Origin of the sequence: Anabaena subtropica FACHB-260 (assembly GCF_014697105.1) — a bacterium.
Classification (GTDB): Bacteria; Cyanobacteriota; Cyanobacteriia; order Cyanobacteriales; family Nostocaceae; genus Trichormus; species Trichormus subtropicus.
In genome coordinates this window covers 25,840-41,772 of record NZ_JACJRF010000035.1, presented here as the reverse complement: position 1 = coordinate 41,772, position 15,933 = coordinate 25,840, and the positions used below count along the sequence as shown (strand labels likewise).

Here is a 15,933-nt window from a genome sequence, read left to right as displayed (position 1 = left end):
GAAAATAGGCTATGCAATCATGACTATCTATGTTCCATAACTTTTCACAGTGTGGCGGTGATCTAAATACAACAACTGTGTGATGCAAATATGAGCGATCGCCTATGGTTAGAGAAACACCAAGGCATCGTATAAGTATAAATACTTTGCTTTGAATCAGTGCAACAATAGTGTTACAGTATTCTTTATATTATGTGCGGGTGTAATTCAGTGGTAGAATGTCACCTTCCCAAGGTGAACGTCGTGGGTTCGAGTCCCATCGCCCGCTTTTGTTGTTGTACATTCGCACGTTATATGTCGCAATTCGCAAATTAATGTCGTTTTTCTAGCTTGAGTCTTTGTTCTCCTGACAGTCTGAATTCTGAGTCCTCTAAGTATCTCTGATCCAAAAACTCAACTAATTTGTCTTCTGCTACAGAGTTTCTATCATCACTCAATGACTCAACTTCAATTGAAAAATCGAGTATGTCTGCATCCTCACCATCCAAAAGGAAGTCAACTTCATCTTCCAGTTCAAACTGGTTATCTACATCTAAATAACTCATATTGCTAACGATGTAAAATTGGCATTACAAATAACCCCCATGCCAAACCTGTAATTAACCCAAAGGGTGTGACTAAATAATTATTAAAATCCCACAAACCAAAAATTTGCGCTGCTAATTCCAAAGGATAAGCCATCATCAACACACTGGCTAAGGCTGCACCATTCCAACCATACTGACTGAGCCAGTAAACGCCTTTACCACCGGTTACAGCATAAAGTAGGCGAGTGATTAGCAATCCTGTAACGGTACCATAACAACGCATACAAACAGCCATGAGAAATGGGGATGCTAAATCTAAACCCATATCTGGTTGGGGACATACATGATTACCCATGAAGTAAATAATGTCCGCAATACCCCCAAGCAACCATACACCAGACGCAGCGAGAAAGGGAGCTATGGGAGGGCCGAAGACCATTCCCACTAGCATGAAGTCAGCAATGAAACTAACTAATTTAATATTCTTGAAACGCTGTAACTGATTTGTGGAAACAGTTTGTTGCATAAAAGTTACTTTTCTATCTTTTCCTATTTTTTGGTATTGTCAGGTACTGGTTTCATGTTCACATTCAATATTATTGTTTATCATGCTTGTTTTTCACAAGCTAATTCCTATTGAGACTGCTTTGTTTAGCTATTCTTAATACTTGATTGAGGTAATATTATGAAATTTAACTACCTTAAAATGGGTATTCATTTTAAGCATCTTAACATTCAACACTTCTGATTTCCCACATCTAAACTAATAATTAAACGAATTAATCTCGAAAGCAGTAGGGTGGACATTGTCCACCCTACTGTTATCTTTTTTGTGCTGTTTCTTTGCGTGAAACTTTTCCTAACCTACCACTGCACGATAAGGACTTGTCAACTTATCAAGCTGTTGAATCAACAAACTGAGGAATAATCCCACGTCTGTGACTACGCCTACTGATTCAACTGAACCGCGATCGCTCAATTTTGTCACAACAGCTGGGTTAATATCTACACAGACCATTTTCACGCCTGCGGGGGTCATATTCCCCACACCAATCGAGTGCAGCATTGATGACAGCATCAGAATCATCTCCGCGCCTTCCAGGTTTTTGGCGTATTCCTCCTGTGCTTTAATTAAGTCCATTTGGGTATCTGGTAAAGGCCCATCATCCCGAATCGAACCAGCCAGGACAAAGGGAACTTGATTGTGGACGCATTCATACATGACACCGCTAGGAATTATCCCTGCTTCCACAGCTTTGGCTATACTGCCATAACGGCGGATGGTATTAATTACCTTCAGGTGATGGCGGTGTCCACCACGGACGGCGACACCACGCTTCATGTCCACACCAAGGGATGTACCCATCATATTTTGTTCGATGTCGTGGACAGCGATCGCATTTCCCCCAAGTAACGCTTGTACGTAACCTTCCCGAATCAGTTGAGATAGGTGTTCGCCACCACCAGTATGAATTACCACAGGCCCGGCTGTAACAACTACTTTACCGCCAGCATCCCGAATTTTTCGCAATTCCCAAGCAACTTGCTCAACAACTAATTCCACCCGCCTTTCGCTGGAAACTCCAGAGGACATAAAGCTAAATTCTTGGGTATTGCGTTGTTCCCGTGATTCTGTTTTGCGGATGGTGCGGATACCTAGCACGTCTACAACTACCCGTTCGCCTACTTCTAAGTCACGTAAGATTTTACACCTTGCTACTAGACCATTGGCGGTTTGGGTAATAGCGATCGCGCCGTCCATGCGTTGATTTTCTACTTTGATCCACTGCCCATCAATTCGGACTTCGGTAGGATAAATCGTACTCACATAGAAATCATCAGGGGCTACACCATTCTGCACTACAGGCTCTAGTTTGGCATCACGCTCATCTTGGGGCAAGTCTACAGCACCCAAATCAATCAACAGAGAGATGATTTCTTCCATTACCTCGTGGGAAGGTGCGGAAACCTTCACCTCGGCGGCGGATGTGCTTTGGCGTTGTTCTCCCAAGTTGAAATTCAATACTTGGAAACTACCGCCAGTATCGACAATCATATCCAAGGCGCGATTAATCAAACCAGAATCTAGTAAATGCCCTTCTAGACGAATAATTCGGCTTTCAACTGATACGTTAGCGTGAACTTCTGATCTGACGGGTTCTGTCACCCGCAAGGTAAGACATTTGGCCGCACCGCCTGCTTTGAGAAATTCGGTGAGTGGCGTTTCCAACACACGGAAATCCAAATCGGCCAAGCGCTGCTTTAACGCATTACTGGCTTTGTTCATAATGACGATGCTTTCCACATTCACCGTATTACAGGCAAAATTCACAGCATCGGCTTCAGAAATTGCTATGCGCTTTTCGGCTGCTACTCGCATCTCAATTAAGCGATTTGAGTAGGAATCAAATGCACCAGGATAGTAGAGTAAATAGCCGTTAGCTAAGGGACAAAAACAGGTATCTAAATGATAGAAACGCTCATCAATTAATCGCAGTGATAATACTTCAATATCCAGCCATTTAGCCAAATATGGATGAGAATCTAATTCGGAACGGAAACCATAACCCGCCCATAACCAACGCCCTTCTCGATCTAGAAGCGCATCGCCTGCGCCCTCAAATGGTAAGTCTTTAGGTAGTTCATAAACTGTGTAACCATTGCTTTCAAACCATTCTTTGAAGTATGGTTCTTCTCCCTGACGCTCTTTGTGTAAAAAGCGACTCAATACCACATTGTTACCCAAGACTAAACCAGCATTGGCTGTAAAAACTAAATCAGGCCAACCCTTTTGAGGTGTAACTAAATCTACAATGGCGTGTTCTTTAAGGATTTGGTGTAATCCCTGCCACTGTTCCACGGCGCGATCGCGTGATGATTTGTGAATATTCCCTTCCATCCAAGGGTTAATCACATAGTCCACATCATAGTGGTCAGGAGGACACATCAAAAAACGAATCCGAGAAGTCATAAAAATATTACAAATGCTACAGAATTATTTCCGACACCAGTATTTTATTTTCCAGGTAAGTACAATCCGTCACACCGACCCTATCTTAAGATAGTCGCCACATTTACAACAGTTTCGCTCCCATTCTAGTTACTGGAAAATACAAAGTAATGGGAACAAAGCTATAAAATACTCAAATGATAACGGGTAAGTAGCATAGCATTAAAGTAACAGTTTCGTGTTGATGAGTGATAAGTCCTGAGTTATTTTTGAATTTTGTGGGCGCAGCCTTTGCTAGGCAGGCGTAAGTCTACCCATAGGGTATTTTGAATTTTGATTAATTTACTTCCTCATCTCCCTTCCGCTATGGTCAACCTTAGTACTTGTGCAACTTGTTTTTGGCTCATCCCCATTTCCAGTACTTGAGGTATGGACTTGACGTGATTAAAGAGACGAAGCACAAGAGTGTAATCTTGTTTCGAGAAATCCTTTTAATATCCGTTTGAGAGAACTTTTCTTAATCAACTTGATAGCTAGAGTTGCATCTAGCCAACGTCGATATCTAGTACTTGCTTCTGGATAACTATTACTTACTATTTCCACTGGTAATAAATACATTTTAACTCGGTAAATCTTACCTCGTTTACGATACTTATAAGTACCCAGTTCATTAACATCTACTTGCCCAATTACTCCGGCCTCTTCCCAAGCTTCCTTGGCGGCTGACGCAGGAGGAGTCATACCATTGACGATCCCACCTTTGGGAATTACCCAAGTTTGGCGATCGCGCGTTGTAATCAACAATATCTCAATTCTGCCATTTCTCTCTCTGTAAGGAATGACCCCAGACTGGTTTAAGACTTTGTTCATTTTTCGTCTCATGGAATTTGCCTCTGCTTGGTTACGGCTTTGGTGTGCGGTTTGTAATTTAACAAAATGAATTTTCGTAAACTTATATTCTGCTTTATTAACATTTATTATTCACATAAAATGTTGTGAATTTTCTCAACAAAAAATCTGCACAACATAAAATCAGCGAATCATGGGAAAAGCCCACAATCAAACAGAAAAAAGGTTTCTTCCCACACCTCCCTATACCCTTCTTCAAGCAAGCAGCAGTTTTCGGAAAGTTTCCCAGTTAACACACCTGTAAAACCACCACTCCAAGATAGATACTCACAGGTGATTATTCATATAAAAGTATTAAAAATCACTTTTCTCTAGTCCTTAGCCTGGTTTTTGATCCAAACGAGTTGCTTGTTCAAGAGCCGCTTTTTCCTTAGCCCTGTGGGCGTAGAGTTGTAACTGAGTGCGATCGCAAGCTGTGATGATGCTTAAATTTTCTAGACTCATCCCCCGCATTAACATTTCTACACGCCAGGTATGTTGTGCTTGGTTGATTTCCGGTAGTTTTCCCTGGGGAGTTAATAAGGCTTGAGTCCATGCTTGCCAATATGCTAAAACTTCAGATTCAGAAATTGGCTCACCTGCTGTATTGATAAACATGGCAGCATAATTATCTTTACGACTTTTCAGCCATTTAGTTAAAGGATTGTCGGTGTAAGAACCATAGCGTTTACCCAAAATCCACTGATTGACGGGGACTTGGCGGACAAATCTGGGGATGATAATTTGTAGAAAGTGTCCGTGAGAGTCGTAGATTTGCTGATTGCGTTGTAAATTAACTATTTCTGTCGCAGATAAACCAGCAGCAAATAAAACGTATGCAATTGCATAATCTTGTACTCCTGACTTTCTAGCTTGTCGGAGGATTTCGTGAACTAATGCAGCAGGTAAATCAGCTACTTCTTGAGTAATAACTTTTCTTTCTATATTGGTTGCGGGTGACATCGCCCCGTGCAGAAATAACTCCACCAAATTTTCCAGAAAATCATCCCTACTTTCCCACAATTGATGAAATTCGCTGGTGAATTCGATGACGGCATATCCCAAAATCATCCCATTGAGTAAACTAGCTAATTTTTCTGCGGGTAGATAGGTGTTTAAGTCTCCCTGTTGAATTACAGTGGCCAGATATTGGGCTACATAGCGGTTAGCTTCCGTTAGTCCCCGTCCCAAAGCACGGCGATTCTCTGCCGGAAATTGGTCGGCTTCACCGACTACAGACCTAACTAACTCTGGCACTCTTTCCAAAGCCTGTAAGCTATCACTTGCATAGTCTTTTAAGGCTTGGTAAACATTGCCTGGAGGTGTTGCCCGTTGTACGAGAGATTCACCTAAATTTGTAAAAGCGGCTGATTCTTCTAAAACAGCCAAAAGCAGTCCATGTTTATTACCAAAATTGCGGAACAAGGTCACTTCATTAACTGCTGCTTTTTCAGCAATTTGGCGGGTGGTAGTGGCACTGACTCCCTGAGCAGTAAATAACTCTAATGCAGCTTGAATCAAGCGTTTGCGAGTTGAAAGAGGTTGAGTGGCCATAGACAAAATGCAAGTGCTACTTGCATAGAAAAAAGAGAAGTGCTAGGATATCAAATGTAAGTGATACTTGCTCTAATTTACTGTAACGCATAGGTCTATATGAGTCATATCAATTCTGCAAAATCAAGCACCAGAAGCAAAACCAGCAATCCTGATTAAATCTGATGCCCGATAATTTTGTAGCTTGCTTCCCGCAGGGTATTTTGAATTGGTATGATGCACCAGGTACAAGAGCAAATCGCAACCTGATCTATTAATTAGGAATTTTTATGACCGTAAAACATCTGGCAATTGCCCCTGAGGGGAAGAAGTCATTGCGCCTCAGCTGGTCAAATGTGGCGTTTTTTACAACCGTTCACGCTCTAGCTTTGTTGGCTCCTTGGTTTTTTTCCTGGTTAGCATTGGGTTTGCTGTTGTTTCTCCACTGGTTGTTTGGCAGCATTGGCATTTGCCTTGGGTATCACAGATTACTTAGTCACAAGAGTTTTCAAGTACCCAAATGGTTGGAATATGCGATCGCCATTATCGGAGCATTAGCTATGCAAGGAGGGCCGATTTTTTGGATTGGGGGACACCGCCAGCATCACGCTTACACCGAAGATGTCAATCTAGATCCTTATTCTTCCAAGCGGGGATTTTGGTGGAGCCATATGCAGTGGATTCTATATCCCCGGTCTGAATTTTTTGACTATGAAATCTATCAAAAGTATGCGCCTGATTTAGCAAGACAACCTTTCTATCGTTGGTTAGATCGTTACTTCCTGTTGATGCAAATTCCTTTAGCATTGCTGCTTTACGCCGTGGGAGGATGGTCTTTTGTGATTTATGGTGTAATTCTGAGAGCAGTGTTACTATGGCACTCCACTTGGTTTGTCAACTCTGCAACCCATATGTGGGGTTATCGCACCTTTGATGCTGACGATGATGCTCGTAATTTGTGGTGGGTATCTATCGTTACTTACGGCGAAGGTTGGCACAACAACCATCATACTTACCCCAATGTAGCAAAAGCTGGGTTCCAATGGTGGGAAATTGATGTCACTTGGTGGAGTATTAAACTGTTGCAAACTTTGGGTTTAGCGAAGAAAGTAGTTTTACCACCATCGCAAAGAATGAATCAAGGATGAATTAACACCATTCTTAAGTGAATTTGCCAAGCCGACAGCAGATAAGCAGTCGGCTTATTAATTTTTTTTGCTAGCTCGGTATGATTTTGCGCCCCAAGGGTTGCTCCTATTTCAACTTTTGCTGCCTAATCTCTCAGTATCCAATATTTATAATTTTCTCACTTGATAACGTATTAATTTTCTGACATCTTCCGAAGATAAATTTAATATCTGAGCAGCCAATGTTTCTACCATACTTATCTCAGTGACTGGAAACACAAAATTCAACTTTTTCAGCGAGTTATTAGCAGTTATTACTTCAACAAATGTTAAACCTTGTTCTTTTTCAATTTCAGCTTTAATCACTTTCAATGTTACAGGAATTGTTACTTGTATTGGTTGATTAGGTTCTAATTTTTTTAGTTGAGGATATAATCCAAATGTTTTAGCGATCGCCACTTCTGGAACATTAGCATCAGGAAATTCCAATTCTATTCTTTTAAGCACAGAATCACCGATTTTAATATTAACTTGAGTAAATTTTTGCTCTTGCTGTATTTGCGTATCAATCACCGTAAAATTCATATTTATTAGCACTTGTGTTAGTTGATCAGCTTGTAATTTATCTACCGTCCTGTAAGATAGAGCTAATAACTGTTTTGTCAACAAATCACTACCAGCCCAAAAGGAAATTCCGACTAGCAACAGGGAGAGAATAATTAGTAAAATTTGTGGACGTAAATCAGGCATAGTGGAGAATTGCTGCGTTTATTGATAATACTCACTGGTCTTATCCCTGCAATTTTGGCAGTCCTAAAAACTATCTCTTGGCAGATACATAATATGTCTCATGGTCGAATACTTCAAAATCTTAAATTGAGATAGTAATGATGACAGACACAAAAATAGATTAGCTTTTTCTGATCGAGAAAGGTCTGCCTATTTTACCCCAAAAAATTTTATGCGGATCTTACTAGTAGAAGACGACATTGAACAATTAGAGCCATTACAAGGTATCCTATCGGAAGCTGGCTATATTGTAGATGCGGCGGAAGATGGGGAAATTGCAGAGTGGTTGATTTCCCAAAAAGATTACGATCTATTGATTTTGGACTGGATGTTACCGACAATGAGCGGTTTAAGTCTATGTCGCCAGTATCGTTGCTCTGGTAAAACCGCCCCTGTATTGATGCTAACTGCTAAAGATACCACTCATGATAAAGTCATGGGCTTAGATGCAGGCGCAGATGATTATATCGTCAAACCCGCAGACTTAGTGGAACTCTTGGCGCGGGTACGTGCTTTAGGAAGGAGAGTTCCCAATTGGCAAGGGGAGAGCTTGCGTGTTGCAGATTTACAATTGCATCTAGCATATTTAACTGTAGAACGAGAACAAGTCAAAGTAGAACTATCTCCGCGTGAAGCACGACTACTAGAATACCTGATGCGTCACCCCAATCAGGTTTTATCTCGCAACCAGATAGAAGAAGCCCTATGGGAGTGGGGTATGGAACCAGAAAGCAATGCTTTAACTGTACTAATACGCAAATTAAGGCAGCGTTTACAGCAAATAGATGCAGGGGATTGGATTAGGACAGTATATGGCATGGGCTATCGCTTAAATCCACAATATTAAATATTCTCAAGAAATGGGATAATTACGTAAAAGATCGGGACTGGGTACTAAGTGAAACTGGGAAAAAGACTCATACCCCTTACCCAATCCTCGTTACCCAATACTTATTCCCATGACGACAAAAGCGATCGCAGTATTTGATATAGATGGAGTTATCCGCGATGTTGGCAATTCTTATCGTCGGGCGCTGGCAGATACGGTAGAGTACTTTACAAACAACGCCTATCGTCCCACCTCTATAGAAATTGACCAACTAAAATCTGAAGGTATTTGGAATAACGATTGGGAAGCTTCTCAGGAATTAATTTACCGCTACTTTGTGGCTCAAGGAAAGTCTCCTGAACAATTGCAACTAGACTACAAAACTATTGTGACCTTTTTTCAATCCCGTTATCGCGGCCCAGACCCAGACAATTGGACGGGATATATCTGTGATGAACCGTTATTATTACAACCAAGTTATTTAGACGAACTTACACAAGCAGGTATTGCTTGGGGATTTTTTAGTGGTGCTACTCGTGGTTCTGCTAACTATGTTTTAACACAACGCTTAGGTTTATCTTCTCCAGTATTGATTGCAATGGAAGATGCGCCAGGTAAACCAGATCCCACCGGGCTTTTCGCCACTGTTAGCCAGTTAGAAAATGGTGTAGAAGGGACATCAGTAGTTCTCTACGTCGGGGATACTGTGGCGGATATGTATACAGTCAGCAAGGCTAGAGAACTCAAGCCTCACCGCACTTGGATTGGGGTAGGTATCTTACCGCCTCATGTCCAAGAAACAGCAGCCCGTCAAGAAGATTATGCACAAACACTAATAACAGCAGGTGCAGCAGTAGTGTTGAGTAATGTGGAACAATTACATTCAGACCAAATACAAGAATTATTGCAGTAATAGCATTCCCCATCATGAAGTTATGGGAACACCAAAAGATAGAGATAAAAATAATTAAGTAGATTGACATAATTATTTGTCGAATGTACAAAGCGATCGCGTAGCCGTAGTGTTCCGCAGAAAAGTGTAGACTGACATTTCTTCACTTAACTGTCGCGTGACATTTGGCAGACCAAAAATACCAATGAATTCTGCATTTTTTAGCTGCCTGTAAAGCTTTTCTATGTTATCTTGACCGTGCCAATTTTAGATTTTTTTTAGTACTCCTGCGGTGAAACAAACAAACTATATGCCTCAACGCTAAGAGCGAATAAGTCCGCAGAACAGCCCAACGCAGTGACTCCTCCTTGTTGGTGAAACAAATTCAAAATTCGTTGATTGCTTTACCATTCTGTTATCACGCAATTCATAACTTTCTCTTAATTTATTCTTAATACCAAGATTTTAAAATTTTAACAATTTGTCCAGCAAACTAACAAGAGAGATAAAGAGATAAGTAGGTAAGTGGCAATAATTAAAGGTTTGTATTGTGCTTCTGCGGAGAGATCAGCTACGCGGAGTATCTCATTGGCACGTGTAACTGCGTTTGACAAACCAAGCATTAATTGATTGCTTTTATTTCATGTCATCGAGAAAATATGATCAACAAATTTACTGTAGTTATATGCACCTATAATGGCGCAGAACGCCTTCCCCATGTTCTCAATCGACTGCAAAATCAAGTCGGGACAGAAGATATTTATTGGGAAGTGCTTGTAGTTGATAACAACAGTACGGATGAAACGAAACAAGTAATTCAGCAGTATCGAAATGCTTGGTTTAATCAAAGGGAATTACGGTATAGTTTTGAACCAGAACAAGGATTAGCGATCGCTCGTCAACACGCTGTTACAGAAGCTAGGGGAGAGTTAATTGGCTTTTTAGATGATGACAACATTCCCTGTCAAACATGGGTTGCTAGTGCATATTTATTCGCTCAAACTCATCCCCGCGCAGGTGCTTATGGTAGCCAAATTCATGGTGAATTTGAGATTCCACCTCCAGATAATTTCCAACGCATAGCTTCTCTATTAGCGCTAACAGATCAAGGATCGAAAGTGCTTCTCTATGAACCCAAAAAAAAGGTACTTCCCCCTGGCGCTGGGTTAGTGGTGCGAAAGCAAGCTTGGTTAGAGAATGTCCCGAAACGATGTTTTCTCCAAGGTCGAGTTCGTGAACCCTATTTACCTGGTGAAGACTTAGAAGCACTGTTACATATACAACGAGGCGGATGGGAAATTTGGTATAATCCACAGATGCAAATAGCTCACCAAATCCCTCATTGGCGGTTAAACAAAGATTATTTAATTAATCTATCTCGCGGTATTGGATTGAGTCGTTATCATACACGGATGTTGAGTGTTAAGCTTTGGCAAGCGCCTCTAATGTTTTGGTTGTATGTTTTGAATGATATGCGTAAAATTGTCGTTCATTTATACAGATATCGGGGGAAGGTCAAGAGTGATCTGATTGCAGCCTGTGAACTAGAACTATTCATTGGTAGTCTACTAAGTCCTTCTTACATCTGGGCGGAATATATCAAGGAGTATTTTCGTAAACAGCAGCGTTCCCAGAAAAACCTCTCGACTCGTTAAAATCTGTACTAATTACTATGGTTGAACAATCTGAAATCGGCTCCATAGACTTTAGTGTAGCAATCTGTACATACAACGGGGCGGATCGTCTACCTGCTGTTCTTGATTGTTTGCAGTGTCAAATCCTGACAGGTATTAAATGGGAAGTTTTGGTAGTCGATAACAACAGTAACGACAACACTAAAGATGTAGTGATGGATTATGCCCAGCATTGGCGACAAGATTGCCAACTACGGTATGTGTTTGAGGGTAGACAGGGAACTACCTATGCTCGGCAAAAAGCCGTGCAGATGGCTCAAAGTCAAGACCTGATAGGGTTCTTAGATGATGATAATTTACCCTCACAAACGTGGGTATTTGCAGCTTACCAATTTGGTCAAGAACATCCCCAGGCGGGTGCTTATGGGGGGATCATTCACGCTCGTTTAGATGAGCCACCACCTGATTATTTTGATAGCATCAAAATTATGTTAGCTATCCTCAATCGGGGTAATCAAGCCTTCCAATATCACCGTTCAGCCAAGCCTCGTAAAGTTCCCATCGCTCCAGGTTGTGTAATTCGCCAGCAAGCTTGGCAAGATTGTATCCCTGAGCAATTGTTATTAGCGGGTAGGGATGAAGCAGGTAAAACAATGTTAGGAGCCTGTGAAGATTTAGAGATGATGTACTATATCCAAAATAGTGATTGGGAAGTTTGGCATAATCCCCAAATGGAAATATGGCATCATATCCCCTCCCGACGTTTAGAACGCAACTATTTATTAAAAGTTGCCCGCACATCTGGTCTATCAAACCATGCCTTAAGAATAGCGAGATTGCAAAATTCACAACGACATTTAATATTTATTTTACTGCCATTTTATGTAATATCTGATGGATATAAAGCCTTAATTTATTATCTCAAATATCGCCAACAATTTGCAGATGATATTGCTAAAGCCTGTGAATTTGAATCACGATTGGGCAGATTTATCAGTCCGTTTATCGGGCTTTTTTAATATTTATGAAAATTACTTATATTACAGATTTTGATATTTTAAATCCGACGGAACGGAACAGCCATCATCCCAAAGCCGTAGGGCATCGGGGGCGATGTTTTTATGCTGCTAAGTCGCTGGTAGATGAGCAAACAACGGTGCAGTACCTTTGTCCTTTATCTCGAAAATCAGCCCTCATCTCTAAATTGAAATGGCGATTTTATCGTTATATTTTACAGCAGAGATACATTGCCTGGGCAGAACCATCAGTGAGTCAGAATTATGCTGCTCAAATCAAACAGCGCCTATCTAATGTAAAATCAGATGTGGTGATGGCTCCAGAAATTAATTTACTAGCTTATTTGGAGTGCGATCGCCCCCTAGTCCTTTGGACAGATACCCCCTACGCTGGGCTATTTGATGGTTACACCGATTTTAGCCACTTGTGTAGAGAAACAATCAACCATCTCACCACAATGGATCGGTTGACACTGCATAAATGTCAGTTAGTCATTTTCCCATCAAAATGGGCAGCAGATATTGCCATCAAAAACTACCAAGTTGATCCAGCTAAGGTGGAGGTAGTGCCTTTTGGCGCAAATATCGAATGCGATCGCACCCTTGCAGACATTCAATCACTAGTCAATGCACGCTCCCAACAAACCTGTAAACTCCTATTCATTGGCGTTGATTGGGTGAGGAAAGGTGGAACCATTGCTCTAAATGTTGCCAAGCAACTCCAAGAAAATGGCTTGGATGTGGAATTAATTATAGTAGGTTGTCAGCCCCCAGAAAACGAATATCCACTCCCTGATTTTGTCAAACCCCTGGGTTTCATTAATAAATCAACACCAGCCGGACTAGCTAAATTTAACAGCTTGATTGCCGAATCTCACTTTTTAATTGTGCCGTCCCAAGCAGAAACCTATGGCAATGTTTTTTGTGAAGCCAATTCCTTTGGTGTTCCCTGTCTCGCTACCAATGCAGGGGGAATTGCTACCATCATCCGCGATGGGATAAATGGCAAAACCTTCTCACCTGATGCTAACCCGCAAGAATACTGCACCTACATTGAAGATATATTTTCCCACTATTCCACATACAAATCTTTAGCATTATCAGCTTTTCACGAATATCAAACACGATTTGATTGGTCAGCCGCCGGTCAATCGGTGAGAAATTTATTGTCCAACATAGTCTAAGGAGGATCAAACTAATATTATGGTTGCAATCGAAAATACCATCAAACCAAACACCGACACCAAAGAACCCAACGTGACAATTGTGGTGGTTCCCAGAGAACGGTTTAGCTACGCCCAAAAATCATTAGAAAGTATTTATGAATACACCACCTGTCCCTTTAAACTGGTGTACGTTGATGGGGGTTCACCAACCAAAATTCGCCGTTATTTGGAAGCACAATCCCAAGCAAAAGGGTTTAAACTGATTCGCACTGAGGAATACCTGTCGCCAAATCTGGCCAGAAACATTGGTGTGAGTCAGGTTGACACTGAATACACCGTATTTGTAGATAATGATGTAATTGTGTCACCCCAGTGGTTAGAAAAATTGTTGGAGTGTGCCGATGATACCAAAGCAGCCATCGTCGGCCCCTTAACTTGTATTAGTTTGCCCTTACATAGTAAAGTCCACTGTGCCGGGGGATTGGCTCACATTCTGGAATCTCAAAAAGATGGACAAGTAAAGCGGCGGATTCGGGAAAAGCAATATTACGCTGAGAAGAAGCTAGAAAACGTGCGCGATCGCCTCCATCGGATGCAGACAGGACTAGCAGAATTTCACTGTATGTTAGCTCGCACCGATGTGTTTGCACAAGTGGGGCTTTTGGATGAAGGATTACTTAATACCCGTGAACACATCGATTTTTGTATGTTGGTGACACAGGTCGGTGGCACAATTTATTTTGAACCTGATTCAGTTGTCACTTATGTACCAGGGCCACCGATGGAAGTATATGACATTCCTTATTACCTGCTGCGGTGGAGTGATGGCTGGGAAATGGATAGCCTGACTCATTTGCAGGAAAAATGGAATTTAAGCGATGACTCAGCTTTTTTCAAAATGCGCCGGAATCGCTTGGGTTGGCGGCGACATATTTGGGTGGTGAAGCCAATTGTACGCCGTTTGAACTTTGGCAAACCTAACCCTTGGTTAGAAAAAGTGTTGGAAAAAGCAGACCGCATCTTTAACCGCTATTGGAGCGATCGCTACACCCGTCAACGCGCCAAAATGCAATTACCTGAGCCAATTAATACCCACATCAAATCCATATCCCAATGAAAGTTGCATTTATCGTCAATCAGTTTCCCATGTTATCGGAAACTTTTATTCTCAATCAGGCAACTGGATTGATTGATCTAGGGCATGAAGTAGACATTTTTACCACCTACAGTCCTGACCCGAAAAATACTGAGAAGATGCACTCGGATGTGACTAAATACCACCTCCTAGAACATACCTTCTATGCCCAAACCCCCCCCACAAATCGCATCTGGCGGATTGTTTTAGGACTGTGGTTATTACTCACCAATTTTTATAAAGCACCCTTAACATTGATGCGATCGCTCAATGGTTTTAAGTATGGGTGGCAAGCCACATCCTTAAAACTGCTTTATGCGGTGATTCCCTTGTTGGATAAGGGTTCCTATGATGTGATTCACTGTCAATTTGCCACCTTAACCTTTATTGGAGCCGTCGCCCTGCCTAAAGTGGGAACAGCCAATGCCAAACTAGTAGTATCATGTCGGGGACACGACATCAGTGCTTACATGGAAGAGGTGAGTGAGTCCATTCATCGTCAGATATTTGCCGATGGAGATCAATTCTTACCCAACTGCGATTTTTTCCGCGATCGCTTGTTAAAGTTGGGATGTCCTCCAGAGAAAATCACCGTTTTACGTTCAGGTATTGATGGCGATCGCTTTATCTTCAAACCACGCCATCCCATAGCAGGAGAACCGATTCGCATTGTCACCACAGGAAGGTTAACCGAAAAGAAAGGGGTAGAATATGGGATTCGGGCGATCGCTAAATTAATTGCGGCTGGAGCCTCCGTTGAATATTATGTAGTAGGTGATGGCCCCCTCCACAAAAATCTTCAACAACTCATTGACTCATTAAACGTAGACAAATCAGTCAAGCTTTTGGGTTGGATGCAGCAACAAGAATTGATTAACATACTTGATCGTTCCCATATCTTTCTATCACCAAACGTCACAGCCGCAGATGGCAACCAAGATGCACCAGTAAACACCATCAAAGAAGCCGCAGCAATGGGTTTACCTGTAGTCAGTACATTCCACGGAGGCATTCCGGAAGTGGTAGAAGATGGCATATCCGGCTTTCTAGTAGCAGAACGAGATGCTGATGCCTTGGCAGAAAAACTACAATACTTGATTGATCATCCCTCAATCTGGCAAGCAATGGGAGAAGCTGGACGAAAGTATGTGGAAACCCACTATGACATTCATACCTTGAATAATGATCTGGTGAAAATATACAAGAGTAATGAGTAATGAGTAAGGAGTAATGAGTGAGTAATGAGTAAGGAGTAAATATTTTTGGTTCTTCAGTTCATTTTATAGAACAGAATAATAAATAAAACATAAAGATAGACTCAATTTATTGCTGTAACTAGGTTTTAAGTTTTTGAGCCTTTCTATAAAACTGCTATTTTAATCCTCCACCATAAAACCAACGCAAGAACTATATTTCTTACTCATTACTCCTCAACAGTTGCTTACAC

14 protein-coding genes and 1 tRNA gene are annotated in these 15,933 nt (G+C 41.5%); 9 read left to right on the top strand and 6 right to left on the bottom strand.

Annotation, left to right across the window (positions count from 1 at the left end; genetic code table 11):
- Positions 1-196: 196 nt before the first annotated feature.
- Positions 197-268: transfer RNA gene (locus H6G18_RS18110), tRNA-Gly, on the top strand.
- Positions 269-311: 43 nt separating this feature from the next.
- Here the strand turns inward: H6G18_RS18110 and H6G18_RS18105 are convergent.
- The 5 genes from H6G18_RS18105 to H6G18_RS18085 form a co-directional block, all read right to left on the bottom strand.
- The gene (locus H6G18_RS18105; protein ID WP_190408488.1) at positions 312-545 is read right to left on the bottom strand and encodes a hypothetical protein; all 234 of its coding nucleotides are present in this window, start codon (positions 543-545) and stop codon (positions 312-314) included.
- 4 nt (positions 546-549) lie between these two features.
- Positions 550-1,053, bottom strand: coding sequence for a DUF2085 domain-containing protein (locus H6G18_RS18100; protein ID WP_190408487.1), 504 nt, complete (start codon positions 1,051-1,053; stop codon positions 550-552).
- Positions 1,054-1,386: 333 nt separating this feature from the next.
- Positions 1,387-3,498, bottom strand: a complete 2,112-nt coding sequence (gene argZ, locus H6G18_RS18095) for a bifunctional arginine dihydrolase/ornithine cyclodeaminase (protein WP_190408486.1) — start codon at positions 3,496-3,498, stop codon at positions 1,387-1,389.
- 423 nt (positions 3,499-3,921) lie between these two features.
- Positions 3,922-4,359 (bottom strand): NUDIX hydrolase, encoded by a 438-nt coding sequence (locus H6G18_RS18090; RefSeq protein ID WP_190408485.1) that lies wholly within the window; start codon positions 4,357-4,359, stop codon positions 3,922-3,924.
- Positions 4,360-4,704: 345 nt separating this feature from the next.
- Entirely contained in the window at positions 4,705-5,919 is a 1,215-nt protein-coding gene (locus H6G18_RS18085) for a TetR/AcrR family transcriptional regulator (RefSeq protein ID WP_190408484.1), read from the bottom strand.
- Between the two features lie 269 nt (positions 5,920-6,188).
- Here H6G18_RS18085 and H6G18_RS18080 point away from each other — a divergent pair, with 269 nt between their 5' ends.
- Positions 6,189-7,046: an acyl-CoA desaturase gene (locus tag H6G18_RS18080; protein WP_190408483.1), complete on the top strand. Its 858-nt coding sequence runs from the start codon at positions 6,189-6,191 to the stop codon at positions 7,044-7,046.
- A gap of 147 nt (positions 7,047-7,193) precedes the next feature.
- On the opposite strand, the gene H6G18_RS18075 is transcribed toward H6G18_RS18080, so the two are convergent.
- Complete coding sequence (locus H6G18_RS18075) at positions 7,194-7,775, bottom strand: hypothetical protein (RefSeq protein ID WP_190408482.1); 582 nt, start codon at positions 7,773-7,775, stop codon at positions 7,194-7,196.
- A gap of 211 nt (positions 7,776-7,986) precedes the next feature.
- On the opposite strand from H6G18_RS18075, the gene rppA reads away from it, so the two are divergent.
- The 7 genes from rppA (at position 7,987) to H6G18_RS18040 (ending at position 15,703) form a co-directional block, all read left to right on the top strand.
- On the top strand, positions 7,987-8,661 hold the full coding sequence (rppA, locus tag H6G18_RS18070; protein ID WP_190408481.1) for a two-component system response regulator RppA: 675 nt from the start codon (positions 7,987-7,989) through the stop codon (positions 8,659-8,661).
- 112 nt (positions 8,662-8,773) lie between these two features.
- Entirely contained in the window at positions 8,774-9,556 is a 783-nt protein-coding gene (locus H6G18_RS18065) for a TIGR01548 family HAD-type hydrolase (protein WP_190408480.1), read from the top strand.
- Positions 9,557-10,194: 638 nt separating this feature from the next.
- Positions 10,195-11,190, top strand: coding sequence for a hormogonium polysaccharide biosynthesis glycosyltransferase HpsE (gene hpsE / locus H6G18_RS18060; protein ID WP_190408479.1), 996 nt, complete (start codon positions 10,195-10,197; stop codon positions 11,188-11,190).
- Positions 11,191-11,207: 17 nt separating this feature from the next.
- Positions 11,208-12,188: a hormogonium polysaccharide biosynthesis glycosyltransferase HpsE gene (gene hpsE / locus H6G18_RS18055; protein WP_190408478.1), complete on the top strand. Its 981-nt coding sequence runs from the start codon at positions 11,208-11,210 to the stop codon at positions 12,186-12,188.
- A gap of 5 nt (positions 12,189-12,193) precedes the next feature.
- Positions 12,194-13,369: a glycosyltransferase family 4 protein gene (locus H6G18_RS18050; RefSeq protein WP_190408477.1), complete on the top strand. Its 1,176-nt coding sequence runs from the start codon at positions 12,194-12,196 to the stop codon at positions 13,367-13,369.
- A 19-nt stretch (positions 13,370-13,388) separates the two neighbouring features.
- On the top strand, positions 13,389-14,468 hold the full coding sequence (locus tag H6G18_RS18045) for a glycosyltransferase family 2 protein (protein WP_190408476.1): 1,080 nt from the start codon (positions 13,389-13,391) through the stop codon (positions 14,466-14,468).
- Entirely contained in the window at positions 14,465-15,703 is a 1,239-nt protein-coding gene (locus H6G18_RS18040; RefSeq protein ID WP_190408475.1) for a glycosyltransferase, read from the top strand. Before H6G18_RS18045 ends, H6G18_RS18040 begins: the two co-directional genes overlap by 4 nt.
- Positions 15,704-15,933 lie beyond the last annotated feature (230 nt).